Raw genomic sequence first — 20,575 nt, forward strand, 5'->3', positions numbered from 1 at the left:
CTCTTATGGATTTAATTGACTCCACTGCTTACTAAGGAATGTAAGGGATTTCTATGAAACTGAATAAAATTATGCTGGCCGCAGTGATGGCTCTGGGTGTTTCCTCTGTGGCGCACGCAGCAGATCAGGGCCACGGTAAAGTGACCTTCAGCGGTTCTATTATCGATGCACCATGCTCGATCGCCCCAGAATCTCTGGACCAAACCGTTGAGCTGGGCGCTATCTCTAACGTGGCGCTGAAAGAAGGCGGTAAATCAACTCCGCGCAACTTCCAGATCAAACTGGAGAACTGCGATCTGATCACTGAAACCAAAGACGGCAAGACCAAGAATAACACCGTTGCTCTGACCTTCTCCGGTTCAGCCTCTGCAGTGGATGCAAAACTGCTGGGCATTACCGGCACAGCCAAGGGTGCGGGCATCGCGATCACCGATGGCGCGGGCAACAACATCGAGCTAGGCAAGCCTTCCAATGCGCGTGAACTGCAAAACGGCAGCAACACCTTGAGCTTTGCCGCTTATCTGCAGGGTGCCACTGCCTCTACCACGGCAATCGTCCCGGGCGAATTCCAGTCCGTTGCCGACTTTACCCTGGCTTACCAGTAATCGTTATCTGACGAACTGCGTGTGATTATCGGGCATGTGGGGCAACCCGCATGCCATTTACCGAAAACCGTTATTTATCAAGGGATGGAAATGGAGTTTCGGGTTAAAGGAATAAAGGCGATTTGCCTATTGCTGTTGCTGATTTGCTTTGCGGGAAAGGCTATTTCTGCCGTGCAAGGGCAGGGGCGCGTCAATATGCAAGGGGCCATTATCGATACTGCCTGCGCCATCGCGACGGAGAGCCGTGAGCAAATTATCGCGATGGGCATAACCCCGGTAGCGGACATTGTTCGGGACGGAAGAGGAAAAGAGGTGCCCTTCAGTATTGAACTAATTAATTGCGTGCTGGAGCGTGCGGACAACAATTTGCCGGATTGGCGGCAATTCCAGGTGACGTTCGATGGTCACAATGACGGGGGGATGTTTAGCGTTAATGGCGATGTTTCCGGTCTGGCGATAAGAATAACTGACTCGACGGGAAATATCGCACGCCCGGGCATGCCGTTACCGGCGCTGGATATTTTACCGGGAAATTATCGGCTGAATTTTTCAATGATGCTGGTAAGCAATAAACAAGTGTTGAAGGCGGGAAGTTATTTTTCATCGGTACGTTTCAAAATGGATTATTACTGAGGCGAACGATGTTTTAGGGAAAGTTAATCGATAGAAGGTTATGGATATGATGTTTCTTCCTGCGGATAAGCCGTTTCGTTTGCATATTTTGAGCGCCTGCGTGGCTTTGGTGCTGGGCGGCCTGATGGTCGACGCCAGCGCGGTGGAAGAAATTCAGTTCAACACCGACGTGCTGGATGTGAACGACCGTAAAAATATCGATTTGAGCCAGTTTTCCCGCGGTGGTTACATCATGCCTGGCCGTTACAGCATGGTGGTGCACCTGAACAAGAACGATCTGCCGGAGCAGCAGGTGCCGTTCTACGCCCCGGACGACGATCCGAACGGCAGCCGTGCCTGCCTGTCGCCGCCGCTGGTGGCTTTGCTGGGGCTGAAGGAGGGGCTGATGAAGCAGCTGACCTGGTGGCACCAGAATGAATGCCTGGACGAAGCCAGCCTGAAGGGGATGGAGGTGCGTGGCGATCTGGCGACGTCATCGTTGTATCTCAGTATTCCACAGGCGTATCTGGAGTATACCTCGGAGGACTGGGATCCGCCGTCGCGCTGGGACGAAGGCGTGCCCGGCCTGCTGCTGGACTACAGCGTTAACGGCCAGACGCAAAAAAACCTGCAGGGCGGCGGCAACAGCGCCAGCCTCGGCGGTAACGGCACGGTGGGTGGCAACCTCGGCGCCTGGCGTCTGCGCGCCGACTGGCAGGGGCAGTTGAACCGCGTCTCGGGCGGTGGGCAGGGCAGCACCACGCAGCGTCTGGACTGGAGCCGTTACTACGCCTACCGGGCGCTGCCGGCGCTGCGCTCAAAATTGACGTTGGGCGAGGACTATCTGGACTCCGGGCTGTTCGACAGCTTCCGTTTCGGCGGTATGAGCCTGCGCTCCGACGACAACATGCTGCCGCCTAACCTGCGCGGCTATGCGCCGGAGGTGGTGGGCGTCGCGAAGAGTAACGCCAAGGTGACCATCAGCCAGCAGGGCCGGGTGCTGTACGAGACCCAGGTGGCGGCGGGCCCGTTCCGCATTCAGGACATTAACGATGCGGTGTCCGGCGAACTGGATGTGCGAGTGGAAGAGCAGGACGGTAGCGTGCAGGCGTTCAAGATGAACACCGCCAGCATTCCTTATCTGACGCGGCCCGGCTCGGTGCGTTACAAACTGGCGCTCGGCCAGCCTTCGGATATGGATCATCGCTATCGCGGGCCGATGTTCGGCACCGGCGAGTTTTCCTGGGGGGTGAGCAACGGCTGGTCGCTGTATGGCGGTGCGCTGCTGGGCGGCGACTATAACGCGCTGGCGCTCGGCATCGGCCGCGACCTGATGCTGCTGGGGGCGCTGTCGTTCGACGTGACCCAGTCGCGCGCCAAATTGCCGCAAGAGGATGAGGCGTTGAGCGGCGGTTCGTACCGCGTCAGCTACTCGAAGACCTTCGATGAGCTGGACAGCCAGGTGACCTTCGCCGGTTACCGCTTCTCGGAGCAGAACTTTATGAGCATGAGCGAATACCTGGATGCACGCGAATATGGGCGGCGCTTTGGCAACAGCAAAGAGATGTACACCATCAGCTATAACCAGCAGCTGCGCGAGCTGGGGCTGAGTGCGTACCTCAACTATAACCACCAGACCTATTGGGATCGCCCGGCCAACGACCGCTACAACCTGACGATGGCGCGCTATTTCGATATCGGCCGGTTTAAAAGCCTTAGCCTGTCGCTGTCGGCCTATCGCAACCGCTACAACGGCGTGAACGACGACGGCATGTACCTGTCGCTGTCGGTGCCTTGGGGCGGCGGCACCCTGAGCTATAACGCGGCGCTGAACCGCAACGACATCACCAACCGGGTAGGGTACTACGACCGGATTGATGAACGCAGCAACTATCAGATCAGCACCGGCAATGCGCGTAGCGGGGTCAATATGAGCGGCTATTACAACCGCGACGGCGACGCGGCGCGCGTGAGCGCCAACGCCAGCTATCAGCAGGATCGCTACCGCGCGATGGGGTTCTCCGCGCAGGGCGGTATGACGCTGACGGCGGAAGGCGGAGCGCTGCACCGTATCGGCATGCCGGGCGGCACCCGGTTGCTGTTGGATACCGAAGGGGTAGCTGGGGTGCCGGTGCGCGGCTACGGCAGCACCGTGGCAACCAACCGCTGGGGCAAGGCGGTGGTGGCGGACGTCAACAGCTACTACCGCAACAAGGCGAGCATCGATCTGAACGCGCTGGGCGATAACGCCGAGGCCACCAAATCGGTGGTGCAGGCGACGTTGACCGAAGGCGCCATCGGCTACCGCAAGTTTGCGGTGATCGCCGGGGAGAAGGCGATGGCGGTGATCAAACTGGCGGACGGCGGCGAACCGCCGTTCGGCGCCACGGTGCTGAATGCGCGTAAACAAGAGACCGGCATCGTCAACGACGGCGGCAGCGTCTACCTGAGCGGCATCAACGCCGGGGAGACTATGACTGTGCACTGGAGCGGCACGGCGCAGTGCCGGATACAGATGCCGACGCCATTGCCGCAAGAGATGCTGAGTACGAATTTACTGCTGCCGTGCCATGCGCTGAGCGCGGGCGACGGCGGCAACGAACACTGAATTGAGGAGTATTTATGATGAACACACGTCACGTTTTCAGTCTGTTGGCCACCACCTCTCTGCTGGCCAGCGCGTTGAGCCCGGTAGCGAATGCCGCTATCGCGCTGGATCGCACCCGCGTGATTTTCGACGGCAGCGTGCAGTCGGTGAGCCTGAGCGTCAGCAACCAGAACAAGCAGCTGCCATACCTGGCGCAAGGCTGGCTGGAGGACGAGCAGGGCAACAAGATCCAGAGCCCGCTGACGGTATTGCCGCCGGTGCAACGCATCGAGCCGGGCAAGCCGAGCCAGGTGAAGATCCAGGCGCTGCCTGCCGCGAAGCTGCTGCCGCAGGACCGGGAATCGCTGTACTACTTCAATCTGCGCGAGATCCCGCCGAAGAGCAACAAGCCGAACTCGCTGCAGATCGCCCTGCAGACGCGCATCAAGCTGTTCTACCGCCCGGCGGCGATCGCCCCCGAGCGCAACGCGGCGCCGTGGCAGGAGCAACTGACGCTGACCAAACAGGGCGATAAGTATGTGGTGAACAACCCAACGCCGTACTACGTCACCATTGTGGATGCCGCCAGCCGTAAAGACGCGGTGAGCCCGCAGAACTTTGAACCGTTTATGGTGCCGCCGAAGGGCAGCCTGCCGTTGACGGTCAGCGCGGGGAGCGTCGGCGGCAGCCCGGTGCTGACCTACATCAACGACTACGGCGGCCGGCCGCAACTGACCTTCAGCTGCAGCGGCAACAGTTGCACGGTGGTGCCGGAGAAGAAGGCGTCGTAACCGGCTGGGCGGGTAAGGAGCAAAACAATGGCAAACACCAACGCCAAACTGCGCGAGTGGGAATATCTGTTGGGCGAACTGCGTTACTACGCCCTGTTGGCGGGGCTGGTGCTGATGGCGCCGCTCAGCCTGGCGGCCCTGCTATGGCTGTTGCCGGCGGCGCAGGCGGTAGACAACTGGGAAGTGGATGGTGCCAACGGCGTGCTGTACATCGAAGGGGCGCTGACCGAAAGCGCCTGCCGGCTGGAGATGGACAGCGCGCGCCAGGATATTCGCCTGGGGGACGTGTCGACCGGGCGGCTGGCGCAGGTGGGCGATCGCGGCGTGCCGGTGGCATTTGAACTGCGGCTGCGTGATTGCCTGCGTAGTCCGGCGGTCAGCCGGGATGAACGTACTGGCGCGCTAAGCTGGGCGCATGACCAACCGGCGGTGCGGGTGGCTTTCCACGCCCCGGCTGACGCCGATAACCCGCAGCTGGTGAAGGCGCAGGGCGTGAGCGGCCTGGGGCTGCGGATGCTCGATGGACGCGGCAACGATGTGCGCCTGGGCAGCCGCGGTACGCCGCTGTGGCTGACGTCGGGTAATGACGTGCTGAGCTATACGGTAGTGACGGAGCGCACCGCCGCGTCGCTCAGAGCCGGTGCTTATCGTGCCATGGTGGATTTTAGCCTGAGCTATGACTGACTGCGCGGGATGTGCAGGAACCTGAAAAGCGACAAAGGGGATGGGGAGCGGCGTGAATAAAGGAATCGGGATACAACGGCTCTTGGCGCTGACATTGGCAGGTTGCCTGATATTGCCGGCACGGTCAGCGACCAATATCACGGTAAGTGTCACCGTGCTGGCACCGTTGCCTTGCGTGTTTGACGGCAACAAACCGATCGAAGTGAATTTCGGCGATGAGGTACTGACCACGCGCATTGACGGTGGCAATTACCGCATGCCGATAGCCTACTCACTGAGTTGCTCCGGACAGGGAAAAAACGCGATGAAGCTGCAAATTGCGGGCAATGGAGCAAGCTTCAACAGCCAGCTGTTGCAAACCAACGTCAATGGATTGGGGATTGCGCTGCTGCGTAATGGAACGCGTATTCCGCTGAACAGCTGGCAAAGCTTTACTTATTCCACCACTTTGCCGGTGCTTGAAGCGGTACCGGTCAGGCAGGCCGGCGTGGAGTTGCCGACCGGTGAGTTTTCGGCTTCCGCCACGTTGCGCGCGGATTACCAATGAAAGGGGCGAAGATGTTGAAGATTGTCTCTGCCGTAATTGCGTTGTGCGGTGTTGCAGTATTCAGCGCGCAGTCTTGGGCGGCGGTCGAAGCCGATTTACGTTTTCGCGGCACGTTGCGCGCACCGCCGCCTTGCACCATCAGTGACGGCGGCACGGTTGCGGTGGATTTCGGCCAGCGCGTGGGTATCAACAAGGTTGATGGCGTTAACTACCGCCAGGCGGTGGATTACCGAATCAGCTGCGACTCACCGGGGGCGCTGCCGTGGGAGATGTGGCTGACGCTGAAGGGCAACGCCACCGCCTTTGATAAGGCGGCGGTACAAACCGACAATGCCAACCTTGGGATTCGCATCTATCAGAACGATACGCCGTTTACGCTCAACGGCAGCCTGAAAATCAATCCTGCCAATCCCCCGCGGCTGGAGGCGGTGCCGGTAGCTAAACCGGGGGCGCAATTGAAGGAAGGCGCCTTTGTGGCGACGGCGACGCTGCAGGTGAACTATCAGTAAGGGAGTAGTGATGAAACGACGTTTAGGATTGGCGCTCGGGTTGTGTTGCCTGTCAACTTTGGCCGGTGCGGTAGACAACCTGCGCTTTAGCGGCGCGCTGGTGGCGGAACCCTGTGTGATCCCGCCCGGCCAGGAGAGTATCGAGCTGAACTTCGGCAGCGTTGTCGACAAATACCTCTATACCAACCAGCGTACGCCGGGCATGCCGTTTGAAATCAATCTGGCCGAATGCGATCTTAGCCTCGGGAAGACCGTAATCGCGACCTTCAATGGTCATGAAAGTATGCCGCTACCTGGCTTATTGGCGCTAGCGCCGGGTAGCAAATCCTCCGGCATCGCGATCGGGTTGGAAACGACGGCAGGCGAAGCATTGCCGATAAATAATGCTAGTGCCCGGATATGGCTATCTGCCGGTACGACAGTTATTAACCTGCGGGCTTATGTGCGCGCAGAACCTGCTGCTATAGCTAATAAAGGTTTAGTTCACGGCGATTTTAATGCTGTGGCGACGTTTGGCCTTGAATATGAATAATTTGTAGAGGGGGTGAATGACAGCGGAGCCAACTGCACCATGGTCAGAGAGGCTGCGTTTACTCGATTAGTCAGCGCTTATTATTGTTAACATAAATTATTCGAGGTGGCTTTTTTGATAAAGATAACGTCTTTTATATCACTCGCTTTTTTTACAGCCAAAGCAGTGGCTGGATGGGATATGGCGGTCAGAATTGATCCAGTGAGCGTATATTATGGGTACTATTATGCCAAGTTAACCCGCTGGGACACGCAGGATAATACCCCTAATCCGATGTATGGTTGTAGATTGAGTAATTACAGTTGCAGTATTCATTTTTCATATGACTCTTCGCCATTTGATGTCGTTATCTACTTTCCCGAGATCAGAACCAGCAAGACAGTGGGGGAGTTAGCGCAGCATTTTATTGATAAGGGGTATCTAAATAAGGAATATAGAAGCAGGCAGTTATCACCAAGCTCTAAACACTGTATTTTCTTCTCCTATAGATACGAAGTAAATGGTGGGCAATCTTCCGGTCACGCGCCATTTCCTGGTGGTACACAACAGTGTTATGTACCGGAGGTAACCCCGGGTATTTGTGATATTTATGCGCCAAAGTTGGAGCTTGATCACGGAAAAATTACGGCTGAATTGGTTAATGGAAATACAACGCAGGTGGAGTTAACAGTGGCTTGTACATTCGATTACAAAGTACAGATCATGTCTTCCGATCGTTCAGGTAGTATTTTTTTTAATGCGAACAGACAATTTCGCAGTGATCTGAAAGTCAACGGCGCTGATTTGGGGCGTGGGGTGGCGGTTAACGCAACCCCGGCTGGAACGAGAGTGATATTGACATCTACGCTGAATGGTTATGATGGCAGTATTGGAGAATTTCGCGGTTCGAAGAGCATTATTGTATCGGTGCCTTAGTTTTTTCTTTTGCTCTTTTTTTATTTTTCAAACGTATGATGATGTATGTTTTAGGTTAACTAATCGATTTTGTTTGTGTTTTCTGATTTGTATGGCTCGCACTCATCAAAAAAGATAATAGTGAAGTTCCAGTTCTTCGTTTGGTTTTAATGTTATTAGCTTTCATTTATTCCCCGGCGTTCATCCTGAATTTTACTTAAAAGGAGATTGGATGGAGTATTTAAACATCATCGTTGATGATGAAAACCACTATTTTGCCGCCGGGTTACGGCATAGCATTATTGAGTATGCCCGGGCCCATAGCAAAGCTATCCGTGTTATGACGCCAGAGGCGGAGGTACAGCCTGATGTGGTTATCGCTTCATCACGGCGCCGCGATCGACGTTGGCGCAGAAATTATTATTGCGCTGCGGCGGTGCCTGTGGTCACTATAAAAGAACGGCAGACTGCTGCCGGTAATAAGCTACCTCGTGTTCTGTACCGTACCGATAGCCCAGAAAAATTATTTGAGTTGCTTACCGAAACGCTATCAAATTCGCAAGATACAGGATTGTTTGAGCGTCAGGCACTGACTCGTCGTGAACAACAGATATTGAAATATCTGAGGTTTGGGTTTGACCAATCTCAAACAGCCAGATTATTGGGGATCAGTGTTAAGACTGTGCACAGCCATAAACGCTCGGTTATGAAGAAACTGATGCTAAGTAGAAATCATGAGTTTATCTATTGGTTGCTCTCACATGAGGGAGAATATTCCTAACCGCGATGAGGGATGTTCCGTTTATTATTTTTGCTATATCTTTTTTAAGTTCACATAAACAATAAAATTCATTTTGTGAATGTTTTTTTGTTATTAATTCATTAATAATATTCCAGGAGCTGCTCATGGGGAAAACAGTTGTTTCATTGATTCTCGCCTGCTCGATGCTGGTGACTTACGCGCACGCCGGTTTCAACGGTAACCAAGGTGTGTCGGGGAACGAAGGGAGCGGCGCCGGCAACAGCAATGTCGGCGTATGTATTAACGGCAATGGCCAAAATGCGGGGCAGTGTGCAGGAGAAAGCAACGGCGCCGCCAAACCGAAAGAAAAAGACAAAAGCGAGACGTTGAAGTCCATTTGTTCTTCACCCTTTATGAAAAAGTATGCCGCTATTTGCCAGTAGTCATTGCTCATATTAACAAGCAGGGATGCCTCCCTGCTTTTTTTGTGATCCTGGTCGGAGAGGGCTATGGATTCAATTCTAAAGATAACCCTAGGGAATAATACCGATCCGGTATCTGGTTAGGTGGTTTTTTAGAAATAAAGCGCGTCAATAAGCGTTACCAAAGGAAGGTGCAGTGAGTTTATTTTTTCTGGCGATATTACTGTTTTGCCTGAGTGTGTTTTCATTTTTTATGCATGCGAAACGTATGAGAAAAAGGCGTTTAACGCTACAAGGAGAGATGGTCGATAGAACGATGCGACGGTGGCTGTGGGGCTAATTGCAATCATCAGGAGTCGCGTGATGACGAGTCCTTGCCCTGAAAAGCAAAAACCCGCCATAGGCGGGTTCTTCTAAATAGGGCGACCGGACTCGGACAACCGGCGCTGGCGCCGGGTTGAACAGCGCTTTAGCGCTGGCCCGTAGGGTGAGGCCTTCTGGCCGAATAATCGAACGCAGTTCGATGGAGAGTCCTGTTCCTGAAAAGCAAAAACCCAGCCATAGGCTGGGTTCTCTAAATAGGGCGACCGGACTCGGACAACCGGCGCCTGCGCCGCGTTGAACAGCGCTTTAGCGCTGGCCCGCAGGGTGAGGCCTTTGGCCGAATAATCGAACGTAGTTCGATGGAGAGTCCTGTCCCTGAAAAGCAAAAACCCAGCCATAGGCTGGGTTCTCTAAATAGGGCGACCGGACTCGGACAACCGGCGCTGGCGCCGCGTTGAACGGCGCTTTAGCGCTGGCCCGCAGGGTGAGGCCTTTGGCCGAATAATCGAACGTAGTTCGATGGAGAGTCCTGTCCCTGAAAAGCAAAAACCCAGCCATAGGCTGGGTTCTCTAAATATGGTGCCCGGACTCGGAATCGAACCAAGGACACGGGGATTTTCAATCCCCTGCTCTACCGACTGAGCTATCCGGGCAACGGGCAGCATTAAACCGTATTGGCCGATGGCCGTCAACGGCTTTATGCGTGAAAGGCGTTAAAATGCCTCCGGTTGCTGGCTTTTCAGGCAAAGGGCGCAAAAAATGTGCCTGTTCCGGCTATCGCCTTGGGCTGGCGGCGCCGTAAGCGCGGCTCGCTCAGCTCAGCGCCCCGTTGCGGCGGCACTGTGCCACCTGCAAGATGTCTTCTGCCAGTCGTTTGGCGACCGATACGTCCTGGAGCTGGCGTTTTACCAGCAGTTTGCTCAGGCAGCCTTCCTGAATCAATTCCATTTGCTGCGCCACCATGTCGGCGTCGTCGGCGTCCATGTCGCGCAGCAGTTCGCGGGTCAGCTCCAGCGAGGTCAGCTTTTGCTGCTCCGCCAGCTGGTGGATCGGGTGATCCGTTTCCGGGAAGAAGCTGCAGGCGGCGATAAACAGGCAGCCGGGGTAGCGGTCTTGCTGCACGTATTCCGCCAGCACGTCATAGCGCGCCAGCAGCTTTTGCTGCGGGCTCAGGTTTTCATCCAGCAGCAGCTGGCGGCGCCAGGTGTCAATCTGTTGGCCGTGGTAGCGCAGGCAGTCGTACAGCAGCGCTTCGCGATCCGGCCAGAACCGTTTGAGATCGCCGGGCTGAACGTCGAGTTTTTCCGCCAGCATCTCTAATGTGGCGGTCGCCAGGCCCTGTTGTTCCAACAGGCCCAGCGCGGTATCAAGGACGTGTTCACGTTGCACTTGTGCTTCCTCCCATTCGCTTCCGATCTTCAGTGTCATTTATCGCATCACTTTCTGCAAATGCGCGTTGAAGGCTTCCGCCTTCATAAAACCGGTGACCCGCTGGGCCGTCAGCTCCTGGCCGGCCGGATCGAAGAACAGGATCGTCGGCAACCCCAGCACCTGCAGATGCTTCAGCAGCGCCGCCTGTTCCGCACCGTTGGCGGTGACGTCCGCCTGCAGCAGCACCGCGTTGGCCAGGCTCGCTTGCACCGCCGCATCGCTGAAGGTGTATTTCTCGAACTCTTTACAGGCCACGCACCAGTCGGCGTACAGGTCCAGCATCACCGGCTTGCCCCGCGCCTGTTGCAGCGCGAGATCGAGCTGTTCGACGTTGTTGATGCGGGTAAAAGTCAGGTGCGGTTGAGCCGCCTGCTGCGCCTGATCGGCGCCGAAGGCCCAGTCCTGCAGCGGCCGCGCGGCGATCACCGCCGCCGCCAGCAGAAGCAGCTGCAGGGCGCGTGCCCAGCCGCGCGCGCTTCTCAGGCTCAGGGCGAAGGCCCAACCGAAGAACGCCAGGCCGAGCAGGCTCCACAGGCGCAGGCCCCACAGATCGCCGATCACCCGCTCCAGCAGGAACACCGGCAGCGCCAGAATGACGAAGCCGAAGGCCTCTTTCACGTACTGCATCCACGGGCCGCTGCGCGGCAGCAGGCGGTTGCCGAACAGGGTGACGATCACCAGCGGAATGCCCATCCCCAGTGCGTACAGGTACAGCGTACCGCCGCCGGCCCACAGGTTACCGCTCTGGGCGATATACAGCAGGATGGCGCTGAGCGGCGCGGTGGTGCAGGGCGAGCAAATCAGCCCGGCCAGGGCGCCCATCAGGAACACGCCGGCCAGCGAGCCGCCGCGTTGGGTGTTGCTCCAGCTCGCCAGCCGGGTTTGCAGCGCCGAGGGCAGCTGCAGGGAATAGAGGCCGAACATCGACAGCGCCAGGGCGATGAACAGCACCGACAGGCCGATCAAGACATAAGGATGTTGCAGCGCCGCCTGGAACTGCAGCCCGGCGGCGGCCACCACCAACCCGAGCAGGGTGTAGGTGAGCGCCATGCCCTGCACGTAAACCACCGCCAGCGCCAGAATGCGGCCGCTGCTTTGCGGCCGGTCGCGGCCGAGAATGATGCCGGAGATCAGCGGGTACATCGGCAGCACGCACGGCGTGAAGGCGATACCGATGCCGATCAGCAGTGCCCACAGCGGCGAGAACGGCAGGCTGGCCGGCGCAGCGGGCTGTTCGGTTGGCGCTGTGGCGGCAGCCGGGAGCGGGGCGGCCGCGCCGGCGCTGACGGCATCCAGCGGGATGATCCGGGTTTCCGGCGGATAGCAGAAGCCGGCCTCGGCGCAACCCTGATAGGTGACGCTGAGGCTGGCGTTGGCCGCCGCCTGTTGCAGCGGCACCTGCAGATTCAGCTGCTGTTTGAAAATCGCCACTTCGCCGAAGAACTCGTCCTTGTGGCTCAACCCTTCGGGCAGGGTAAAGGCGCCGAGCGTCGCCTGCTGTGGCACCAGTTTGATCTGCTGGCGATACAGGTAGTAGCCGGGGCGGATCTGCCAGTTCAGCGTTACCTGGCTGCCTTGCTGTTTGAAATCGAAGGCAAAGGCCTGATCGACAGGCACGAACTGGCTGCCGCCCTTCGGCGCGAACAGCGAAGCCTGCGCCGCCTGCGGCAGGAAGAACAGGCTGCACAGCAGCAAAATCAGTTTAAGGAAGCGTTGATCCATAACAGGTAGTCTTTATCTCCGGCCATCACCGGCAGCACCAGCAGCTCGGGCGTCTGGTAAGGGTGATGTTGTTTCAGGGTGTCGAGCAGGGCCTGCTGACGGCGGCGATCGCTTTTGAACAGCATCTGCACTTCGTATTCCTGTTCCAGTTTCCCTTCCCAGTAATACAGCGAGGTAGCGCCGGGCAGCAGCGTGGCGCAGGCCGCCAGCTTATCGCCCAGGACCCGCGCCGCCAGTTCCTGGGCGCTGGCTTCATCGGGTGCGGTACAGAGTATGACGACAGCTTCGCAATCAGACATCTTCAGCCCTCTCATCGGTTCGAATGGGCACTATACCCTGAAGGCGGATTGGCTAGAAGGCGAGTTTATCGCCAGAAGGAAAACCGGGGCCGCAGCCCCGGTCGGAGCGTTACAGCATGATGCTGCCGAGCAGGAAGCCGAATACCACGGCGAAGATCACGCCCATGGTGCCGGGAATGAAGAACGGATGGTTGAACACGAAGCGGCCGATGCGCGTGGTGCCGGTATCGTCCATCTGCACCGCGGCGACCAGCGTTGGGTAGGTCGGCAGGATGAACAGGCCGGAGACGGCGGCGAAGGAGGCGACGGCGGTCAGCGGCGATACGTTCAGCGCCAGCGCCATCGGCATCAGCGCCTTGGCGGTAGCGGCCTGCGAGTACAGCAGCGCCGAGCAGAAGAAGAAGATCACCGCCAGCAGCCACGGGTGCGCCTGAATGACGCTGCCGGCCGTCTCTTTGATCCAGTCGATGTTGGCCTGCACGAAGGTATCGCCCAGCCAGGCGACGCCGAGGATACAAATACAGGCGCTCATGCCGGCCTTGAAGGTGCTGGAGTTCAGCACCATGTCGGTGTCGACGCGGCACAGCAGGGTGGTCAGCGTGGCGACGCTCAGCATGATGATCAGGATGGCGTTGGTGGTGTTCATCAGCGGCTTGGCCACCAGGCCCAGGCCCGGGCTGTTGATGATGGCATAGGCGACAACGCACAGCACGCCCAGCAGGAACAGCAGCACCGAGGCTTTGGCGCGCGGTTTGATCGCCAGAGCGTTGTTGCCGCGCAGGGTGATCAGGCCTTCTTCCAGGCGTTTCAGGTACACCGGATCGTTAGACAGCTTGGAGTCGAACAGCCAGGTCACCAGCAGCGACATCACCAGCACGGCGCAGAAGGTGGACGGGATCACCACCATCAGCAGGTGCAGGTAGCTGACGCCGTGGCCTTCCATCACCGAAGACATGTACACCACCGCGGCGGAGATCGGCGAGGCGGTGATGGCGATCTGGGCGGACACCACGGCGGTGGACAGCGGCCGGCAAGGCTTGATGCCCTGTTCTTTCGCCACTTCGGCGATCACCGGCAGCGCCGAGAGCGAGATGTTGCCGGTGCCGGCGAAGATGGTCAGGAAGTAGGTGACGATAGGGGCGAGAATGGTGATGTGCTTGGGGTTCTTGCGCAGCAGCTTTTCGGTCTGCTGCACCAAATAGTCCATCCCCCCGGCGACCTGCATCGCGGAGATCGCCGCGATCACCGCCATGATGATGGAAATCACGTCGAAGGGAATGCTGCCCGGCTTGACGCCGATCAGCGCCAGGACCAGAACGCCCAATCCCCCCGCGAACCCGATACCGATACCGCCCAACCTGGCCCCTAAAAAGATGGCCAGCAGAACGATAACCAATTCCAAGGCTAGCATAGTGTTTACTCCTTAAAATGAGAGAAATTGAAAATCAAACGTTAAAATTTTGTGGGCGCCGGAAAGTAAAAAGGCACGCTATCCAGAGGATTTAGCGTGCCTTTCAGGGCTACCGGGTAGGTCTGTTATTGTTCATTTTCATCCGTATAGCGTTTGGCTTTATAGGCCGGGTGCATCAGGTTCTCCACGGAGAAGATGTCATCCAGCTCGGCTTCGGTCAGCAGGCCGCGTTCCAGCACCACTTCACGCACGCTCTTGCCGGTTTCGGCGCAGATCTTCCCGACGATGTCACCGTTATGGTGGCCGATGAACGGGTTCAGATAGGTGACGATACCGATCGAGTTGAAGACGTAGTGTTCGCAGACTTCTTTATTCGCGGTGATGCCGTTAATGCATTTTTCCAGCAGGTTGTAGCAGGCGTTGGTCAGGATGTGGATCGACTCGAACATCGCCTGGCCGATCACCGGCTCCATCACGTTCAACTGCAGCTGGCCCGCTTCGGCCGCCATGGTAACGCAAGTGTCGTTGCCAATCACCTTGAAACACACCTGATTGACCACTTCCGGCACGACCGGGTTCACTTTGGCCGGCATGATGGACGATCCCGCCTGCAGCTCAGGCAGGTTGATTTCGTTCAGGCCGGCGCGCGGGCCGGAGGAGAGCAGGCGCAGGTCGTTGCAGATTTTGGACAGTTTCACCGCCAGGCGTTTGAGCGCGCTGTGCACCATCACGTAGGCGCCGCAGTCGGAGGTGGCCTCGATCAGGTCTTCCGCCGGCACTACCGGCAGGCCGCTGACTTCCGCCAGTTTTTGCACCGCCAGCGGCTGATAGCCTTCCGGGGTGTTGAGTGCGGTGCCGATGGCGGTGGCGCCCAGGTTCACTTCCAGCAGCAGCTCCGCGGTGCGGTGCAGGTTGCGGGTCTCTTCGTTCAGCAGCACGCTGAAGGCGTGGAACTCCTGGCCGAGGGTCATCGGCACTGCGTCTTGCAGCTGGGTGCGGCCCATTTTCAGGATGGTTTCGAACTCTTTCGCCTTGCGGTCGAAGCCTTCACGCAGCTGGTTGATGGCGTCGATCAGTTTCTGGTTGGAGGCGTACACCGCGATGCGGAACCCGGTCGGGTAGGCGTCGTTGGTGGACTGGCACTTATTGAGGTGATCGTTCGGGTTCAGGTACTGGTATTCGCCTTTTTGATGGCCCATCAGCTCCAGGCCGATGTTCGCCAGCACTTCGTTGGTGTTCATGTTCAGCGAGGTGCCTGCGCCGCCCTGGAACACGTCCACCGGGAACTGATCCATGCATTTGCCTTTATCCAGCACCTCGTCGCAGGCCTGGATGATCACGTCGGCGATTTTGCGCGGGATGGTTTTGAGTTCTTTGTTGGCCATCGCCGCGGCCTTTTTCACCATCACCATGCCGCGAACGAACTCGGGGACATCGCTGATTTTGCTGTTGCTGATGTAGAAGTTTTCAATCGCACGCAGAGTGTGAACTCCGTAGTAAGCGTCTGCGGGGACTTCACGTGTTCCTAACAGGTCTTCTTCGATACGAATGTTGTTTGACATGAGAACCTTCTCTATGTGTTGCTGCCGAATTAATAATTTGTCAGGTCAAGGCTAGTAAGGGCACAGCCTAAATTAATATTGCCGAAGGCTTGGGGCGTGAAACGATTAACCAAATCGCCCGTTGCTGCCCAGATCATATGCTGGTTGGTAAGAAATGACTGAATCCAGATCACCTTATGGTGTTTAAGAATATGCCCTTTTCCGGTTCTGTGACTTCTTTCACGTTTGTGAACTTTAGCAATAAAAACCGGCTCTCGGTTGAAATGGTGGGGTGATGCCCTCATTGTAATGGTGTCGGCCGTTTACGGCCTCTTTTTTCGCGCCGTCGCCCCGTGGCGGCCGCGCTTTACCTACCGATAGGAGAACCAGGTGCGCTGGTTACCGCTACTGCTGATATTTCTGCTGGCATACATAGAAATATCCATCTTTATCAAAGTCGCCGCCGTGCTCGGCGTGGCTGTCACCCTGCTGCTGGTGGTGTTCAGCTCCTGCGTCGGCATCTCGCTGGTGCGCAATCAGGGCATGAAAACCTTCGTGCAGATGCAGCAAAAACTGGCGGCCGGCGAAAGCCCGGCGGCGGAAATGGTGAAAAGCGTTTCGCTGGTGCTGGCGGGCTTCCTGCTGCTGATTCCGGGCTTCTTTACCGACTTCCTCGGCCTGTTGCTGCTGCTGCCGCCGGTGCAAAAATCGTTGACGCTGAAGCTGATGCCGCACCTGTCGGTTTATCGCCCCGGCGGTTGGACGGGCGGCGACGCCGCCAACGGCAACACCTTCGACGGCGAATTCCAGCGCAAGGACGACGAACGCCCGGTGCTGGAACACCGCCCGGACGAGGAGCGCAAGCCTCACGATCGTTAAGCAAACGCGGCTCAGGCCGCGTTTTTCATCTCTGTAGCACCCGCGCGACCAAAAATGCGAAATTTTTTTCGCTAGCCCCCTTGAAGGGGGCTGGAACGCCCCCATCTCAAATCCCACGAGGCCGGTAATAACAACCATCCGGTGTACAACCCTAAATCTGATAGAGACCTTCTTACAGGAGAGCGTTCAATGAGTATTCGTCCATTGCATGACCGCGTTATCGTCAAGCGCAAAGAAGTTGAATCAAAATCTGCTGGCGGCATCGTCCTGACTGGCTCTGCGGCGGGTAAATCCACTCGCGGTGAAGTGGTTGCAGTGGGTAAAGGGCGTGTGCTGGAAAGCGGCAACATCCAACCGCTGGATGTGAAAGTTGGCGATATCGTGATTTTCAACGACGGCTACGGCGTGAAAGCAGAGAAGATCGACAATGAAGAAGTGTTGATCATGTCCGAAAGCGACATTCTGGCAATTGTTGAAGCGTAATTGCGCTTTATCTTCTGAACTGAACGAGTTGAAGGGAAATACCAATGGCAGCTAAAGACGTAAAATTCGGCAATGACGCTCGCGTGAAAATGCTCCGCGGCGTGAATGTTCTCGCTGATGCAGTAAAAGTGACTCTGGGCCCGAAAGGCCGCAACGTAGTGCTGGATAAATCTTTCGGCGCACCGACCATCACCAAAGACGGCGTTTCCGTTGCGCGTGAAATCGAACTGGAAGACAAGTTCGAGAACATGGGTGCACAGATGGTGAAAGAAGTGGCCTCCAAAGCGAACGACGCGGCGGGCGACGGCACCACCACGGCAACCGTGCTGGCGCAATCCATCATCACCGAAGGCCTGAAAGCGGTTGCTGCAGGCATGAACCCGATGGACCTGAAGCGCGGCATCGACAAAGCGGTTGTCGCTGCGGTTGAAGAACTGAAAAAACTGTCCGTACCTTGCTCCGATTCCAAAGCTATCGCTCAGGTAGGCACCATCTCCGCCAACTCCGACGAAACCGTGGGTAAACTGATCGCGGAAGCGATGGAGAAAGTGGGCAAAGAAGGCGTTATCACCGTTGAAGAAGGCACCGGCCTGCAAGACGAGCTGGACGTGGTTGAAGGTATGCAGTTCGACCGCGGTTACCTGTCCCCATACTTCATCAACAAGCCGGAAACCGGTTCTGTTGAGCTGGAAAGCCCGTTCATCCTGCTGGCTGACAAAAAGATCTCCAACATCCGCGAAATGCTGCCGGTGCTGGAAGCCGTTGCCAAAGCAGGCAAACCGCTGCTGATCATCGCTGAAGACGTAGAAGGCGAAGCGCTGGCGACCCTGGTGGTCAACACCATGCGCGGCATCGTGAAAGTGGCTGCCGTTAAGGCGCCTGGCTTCGGCGACCGCCGTAAAGCCATGCTGCAGGACATCGCGACCCTGACTGCCGGTACCGTTATCTCTGAAGAGATCGGTCTGGAGCTGGAAAAAGCCACCCTGGAAGACCTGGGCCAGGCAAAACGCGTTGTGATCAACAAAGACACCACCATCATCATCGATGGCGTGGGCGACGAAGCGACCATCCAGGGCCGCGTTGCTCAAATTCGTCAGCAGATCGAAGAAGCGACCTCTGACTACGATCGTGAAAAACTGCAGGAGCGCGTAGCGAAACTGGCCGGCGGCGTTGCCGTTATCAAGGTTGGCGCAGCCACTGAAGTTGAAATGAAAGAGAAGAAAGCCCGCGTTGAAGACGCCCTGCACGCGACCCGCGCTGCAGTGGAAGAAGGCGTGGTGGCCGGCGGTGGCGTAGCGCTGATCCGCGTTGCAGGCAAAATCGCCGCGCTGAAAGGCGACAACGAAGACCAGAACGTGGGTATCAAAGTTGCGCTGCGCGCAATGGAAGCCCCTCTGCGTCAGATCGTGGTCAACGCCGGTGAAGAAGCTTCCGTTATCGCCAACCAGGTGAAAGCGGGCGAAGGCAGCTACGGCTACAACGCTTACTCTGAAGAATACGGCGACATGATCGCGATGGGTATCCTGGATCCAACCAAAGTGACCCGTTCTGCTCTGCAGTACGCGGCTTCCGTGGCTGGCCTGATGATCACCACCGAATGCATGGTCACCGACCTGCCGAAGGCTGACGCACCGGATCTGGGCGCAGCAGGCGGCATGGGTGGCATGGGCGGCATGGGCGGCATGATGTAATCATCCCCCACACGCTTGTGTGCTGAGAACCCCGGTCAAACGACCGGGGTTTTTTTTATCTTAAAAATCAATAAAAAGAATGTTTATTTAGCTTGTTATTAGTTCACTGAATGAATTATTGCATTATTTTGCTTTTGCCCTAAACCGTTGTCGTTTCGTACCGATATAGCCCCTACCAGGCGGGGAATTTTCCCTCGCCGGTGTGACTGTCAACGGAGACGACTTATGCTGAAAAATATGAAAATAGCCACCTGGCTGATGTTGATGCTGTTGCTGTTGGGCTTGATGCCCATGGGAACCGGCGCCATCGCCTTCTATTTCATGCAGCAAAACGGCAACAGCATCGGCAGGATGAGCACTTTCTCCGACGAGGAAGCCGCGCTGAACCGCAGTTGGCGTGCTTTGCTGCAAACGCAGACGCTGATCGACAACATGGCGTTCGAGCGCATGGCGCAGACGGACGCCGCCGATATCCGGCAGGGCATCATTGAGGCACGTAACGAGCTGCGCAGCGCCGACGTCGCGTTCAACCTGTTCTGGGAGACGCCGGGCCTGACGGTATCGCGCCCGGATCTGGGCGAGGCGATGAAAAAGGTCTACCTGGCGCAGCAGGCGGTGCTGAAGCAAGAGCTGACGCTGTTGGCCGACACGCCGCAGGTGGCGCTGATCGAGCGGCTGCACGCTATGGCGGCAGAGAAGCGCCAGGTGCGCCAGCGGCTGGATAGCCAGTTTGCCGACTACATGCGGGCCACGGTGGCCGCCCATCGTCTGGCGGTGGAAGAGGCGGAGCAGACCCAAAAAGTCTTTGCACGCCTGCTGAGCGGCACCCTGGCGGCGATCCTGCTGCTGCTGGTCGCCGTGCAACGTGATTTCCGCCGGCGCTTGATCCTGCCGCTGCGCCAGATCGCCGAACACTTGCAAAAGGTTGGGCGCGGCGATCTGCGCTGCGAGATCGCGGTACGCAACCACAATGAGATCGGCATGCTGTTTGCCAGCCTGCGAACGATGCAGCAGGAACTGAGCGCCACCGTGCAGCAGGTGCGTGACGGCGTGGAGTCGATCAACCACGGTACGCACGAGATCGCCGTCGGCAACGCCGATCTTTCCAGCCGCACGGAAGAACAGGCCAGCGCGCTGACGGAAACCGCCGCCAGCATGGAACAGATCACCGCGACGGTGCGGCAAAACGCCGATAACGCCAACCAGGCCGCCGGGATGGTCAATCAGACCGCCGGCATTGCCCGCAACGGCGAAACGCTGATGGCCAGCGCGGTCGACAAGATGCGGGCGATCAACGACAGCGCGCGCCAGGTGGGGGATATTACCAGCGTGATCGACGGCATCGCCTTCCAGACCAATATCCTGGCGCTGAACGCCGCCGTGGAGGCCGCGCGGGCCGGTGAACAGGGGCGGGGTTTTGCGGTGGTGGCCGGCGAGGTGCGCAATCTGGCGCAGCGCTGCGCGACTTCGGCCAAGGAAATCAGCAGTTTGGTCGACGGCGTGACCGGCGATATCGCCGCCGGCGTGCGCTTGGTGGAGCAGGCAGGCGAGACGATGAATGCCATCGTTGGCTCGGTGAACCAGGTGACGTCGCTGATGGATAACATCTCGTACGCGTCGGAAGAGCAAAGCAAGGGCGTCGAGCAGGTCGGGGTAGCGGTGACCCAGATGGATCAGGTGACCCAGCAGAACGCCGCGCTGGTGGAGGAGGTGGCGACCACCGCCGTCGGCGTGGAGGAGCAGGTGGCCCTGCTGGCGCAGGCGGTGGCGGTATTCCAACTGGCGGAGGGGGAACCGCACCAGGGCGACGTGGAGGCGCAGGCATCGGCGGCCGTTGCCGCTTGGGCCTAACGCCGCCGCACTGTATTT

At 57.7% G+C, this 20,575-nt stretch carries 20 protein-coding genes and 1 tRNA gene; 15 read left to right on the plus strand and 6 right to left on the minus strand.

The window, feature by feature from the left end; all coding sequences use genetic code 11:
• Nucleotides 1–53: 53 nt before the first annotated feature.
• The 11 genes from AWX27_RS23135 to AWX27_RS23180 all read left to right on the plus strand — a co-directional run bounded on the left by AWX27_RS23135 (nucleotide 54) and on the right by AWX27_RS23180 (nucleotide 8,946).
• Nucleotides 54–605, plus strand: a complete 552-nt coding sequence (locus tag AWX27_RS23135) for a fimbrial protein (RefSeq protein ID WP_060425219.1) — start codon at nucleotides 54–56, stop codon at nucleotides 603–605.
• A gap of 90 nt (nucleotides 606–695) precedes the next feature.
• Entirely contained in the window at nucleotides 696–1,238 is a 543-nt protein-coding gene (locus AWX27_RS23140; RefSeq protein WP_060425220.1) for a fimbrial protein, read from the plus strand.
• Between the two features lie 46 nt (nucleotides 1,239–1,284).
• Nucleotides 1,285–3,825, plus strand: coding sequence for an outer membrane usher protein (locus AWX27_RS23145; RefSeq protein ID WP_060425243.1), 2,541 nt, complete (start codon nucleotides 1,285–1,287; stop codon nucleotides 3,823–3,825).
• Between the two features lie 17 nt (nucleotides 3,826–3,842).
• The gene (locus AWX27_RS23150; RefSeq protein WP_060425245.1) at nucleotides 3,843–4,595 is read left to right on the plus strand and encodes a fimbria/pilus periplasmic chaperone; all 753 of its coding nucleotides are present in this window, start codon (nucleotides 3,843–3,845) and stop codon (nucleotides 4,593–4,595) included.
• 27 nt (nucleotides 4,596–4,622) lie between these two features.
• Nucleotides 4,623–5,279, plus strand: a complete 657-nt coding sequence (locus AWX27_RS23155; protein WP_060425222.1) for a fimbrial protein — start codon at nucleotides 4,623–4,625, stop codon at nucleotides 5,277–5,279.
• Between the two features lie 52 nt (nucleotides 5,280–5,331).
• Nucleotides 5,332–5,826: a fimbrial protein gene (locus AWX27_RS23160; RefSeq protein WP_230200997.1), complete on the plus strand. Its 495-nt coding sequence runs from the start codon at nucleotides 5,332–5,334 to the stop codon at nucleotides 5,824–5,826.
• 11 nt (nucleotides 5,827–5,837) lie between these two features.
• On the plus strand, nucleotides 5,838–6,335 hold the full coding sequence (locus AWX27_RS23165) for a fimbrial protein (RefSeq protein WP_230200996.1): 498 nt from the start codon (nucleotides 5,838–5,840) through the stop codon (nucleotides 6,333–6,335).
• Between the two features lie 10 nt (nucleotides 6,336–6,345).
• Nucleotides 6,346–6,867, plus strand: coding sequence for a fimbrial protein (locus AWX27_RS23170; protein WP_060425225.1), 522 nt, complete (start codon nucleotides 6,346–6,348; stop codon nucleotides 6,865–6,867).
• Nucleotides 6,868–6,981: 114 nt separating this feature from the next.
• Nucleotides 6,982–7,782 carry an MrpH family fimbial adhesin gene (locus AWX27_RS25205; RefSeq protein ID WP_154618207.1) on the plus strand — a complete coding sequence of 267 codons (801 nt, stop codon included), beginning with the start codon at nucleotides 6,982–6,984 and terminating at the stop codon, nucleotides 7,780–7,782.
• Between the two features lie 211 nt (nucleotides 7,783–7,993).
• Nucleotides 7,994–8,542, plus strand: a complete 549-nt coding sequence (locus tag AWX27_RS23175; protein ID WP_060425227.1) for a response regulator transcription factor — start codon at nucleotides 7,994–7,996, stop codon at nucleotides 8,540–8,542.
• Nucleotides 8,543–8,667: 125 nt separating this feature from the next.
• Nucleotides 8,668–8,946: a hypothetical protein gene (locus tag AWX27_RS23180; RefSeq protein ID WP_142109162.1), complete on the plus strand. Its 279-nt coding sequence runs from the start codon at nucleotides 8,668–8,670 to the stop codon at nucleotides 8,944–8,946.
• A gap of 880 nt (nucleotides 8,947–9,826) precedes the next feature.
• Here the strand turns inward: AWX27_RS23180 and AWX27_RS23185 are convergent.
• The 6 genes from AWX27_RS23185 to aspA form a co-directional block, all read right to left on the minus strand.
• Nucleotides 9,827–9,902: transfer RNA gene (locus AWX27_RS23185), tRNA-Phe, on the minus strand.
• A gap of 160 nt (nucleotides 9,903–10,062) precedes the next feature.
• A complete protein-coding gene (locus tag AWX27_RS23190; RefSeq protein WP_015376374.1) occupies nucleotides 10,063–10,638 on the minus strand; it encodes a division control transcriptional repressor DicD in 576 nt (191 codons plus the stop codon).
• Nucleotides 10,639–10,677: 39 nt separating this feature from the next.
• The gene (locus AWX27_RS23195) at nucleotides 10,678–12,402 is read right to left on the minus strand and encodes a protein-disulfide reductase DsbD (protein ID WP_060425231.1); all 1,725 of its coding nucleotides are present in this window, start codon (nucleotides 12,400–12,402) and stop codon (nucleotides 10,678–10,680) included.
• The gene (cutA, locus tag AWX27_RS23200) at nucleotides 12,378–12,701 is read right to left on the minus strand and encodes a divalent cation tolerance protein CutA (RefSeq protein ID WP_004929657.1); all 324 of its coding nucleotides are present in this window, start codon (nucleotides 12,699–12,701) and stop codon (nucleotides 12,378–12,380) included. Before cutA ends, AWX27_RS23195 begins: the two co-directional genes overlap by 25 nt.
• A gap of 109 nt (nucleotides 12,702–12,810) precedes the next feature.
• Complete coding sequence (locus tag AWX27_RS23205) at nucleotides 12,811–14,112, minus strand: anaerobic C4-dicarboxylate transporter (RefSeq protein ID WP_038879248.1); 1,302 nt, start codon at nucleotides 14,110–14,112, stop codon at nucleotides 12,811–12,813.
• A 125-nt stretch (nucleotides 14,113–14,237) separates the two neighbouring features.
• Nucleotides 14,238–15,674, minus strand: a complete 1,437-nt coding sequence (aspA, locus tag AWX27_RS23210; RefSeq protein ID WP_004929659.1) for an aspartate ammonia-lyase — start codon at nucleotides 15,672–15,674, stop codon at nucleotides 14,238–14,240.
• Between the two features lie 369 nt (nucleotides 15,675–16,043).
• Here aspA and AWX27_RS23215 point away from each other — a divergent pair, with 369 nt between their 5' ends.
• The 4 genes from AWX27_RS23215 to AWX27_RS23230 all read left to right on the plus strand — a co-directional run bounded on the left by AWX27_RS23215 (nucleotide 16,044) and on the right by AWX27_RS23230 (nucleotide 20,557).
• On the plus strand, nucleotides 16,044–16,532 hold the full coding sequence (locus AWX27_RS23215) for an FxsA family protein (RefSeq protein WP_019453406.1): 489 nt from the start codon (nucleotides 16,044–16,046) through the stop codon (nucleotides 16,530–16,532).
• A 189-nt stretch (nucleotides 16,533–16,721) separates the two neighbouring features.
• The gene (locus AWX27_RS23220; RefSeq protein WP_004952634.1) at nucleotides 16,722–17,015 is read left to right on the plus strand and encodes a co-chaperone GroES; all 294 of its coding nucleotides are present in this window, start codon (nucleotides 16,722–16,724) and stop codon (nucleotides 17,013–17,015) included.
• A 44-nt stretch (nucleotides 17,016–17,059) separates the two neighbouring features.
• A complete protein-coding gene (groL, locus tag AWX27_RS23225; protein ID WP_004929662.1) occupies nucleotides 17,060–18,706 on the plus strand; it encodes a chaperonin GroEL in 1,647 nt (548 codons plus the stop codon).
• Nucleotides 18,707–18,931: 225 nt separating this feature from the next.
• Nucleotides 18,932–20,557, plus strand: coding sequence for a methyl-accepting chemotaxis protein (locus AWX27_RS23230; protein ID WP_060425233.1), 1,626 nt, complete (start codon nucleotides 18,932–18,934; stop codon nucleotides 20,555–20,557).
• The last annotated feature ends 18 nt before the right edge of the window (nucleotides 20,558–20,575 follow it).

Source organism: Serratia sp. 2880STDY5682894 (assembly GCF_001537385.1).
GTDB lineage: Bacteria > Pseudomonadota > Gammaproteobacteria > Enterobacterales > Enterobacteriaceae > Serratia > Serratia nevei.